Genomic DNA, 222 nt, shown 5'->3' on the forward strand with positions numbered 1-222 from the left:
TTCATCAAAAGCTATGCGCCCCCCCAATGAACCGAGGGCGCTAAAGTTGACGTAGAATCGATCAAAGCTGACGCTATCTTGCTGGAACTCATCCTTAGCTTGGAAACCGTGAACGGCTAGAGATAGTGCGTAAGGGTTGAAAACAACTGATTCGATTTGCGTATCCCAGGCTGCAATATCCTTAAGGGAGTTGATGGCCTGCTGCTTAACAATATAAGGTAC

The 222-nt window shown here is 46.8% G+C and carries 1 protein-coding gene; it reads right to left on the bottom strand.

Going from position 1 to position 222, the window contains the following annotated elements:
* Positions 1–222, bottom strand: a 222-nt coding sequence (locus A3729_RS32970) for a hypothetical protein (RefSeq protein WP_197475812.1), incomplete at both ends; no start/stop codon positions are given.

Source organism: Oleiphilus sp. HI0043, from assembly GCF_001634935.1.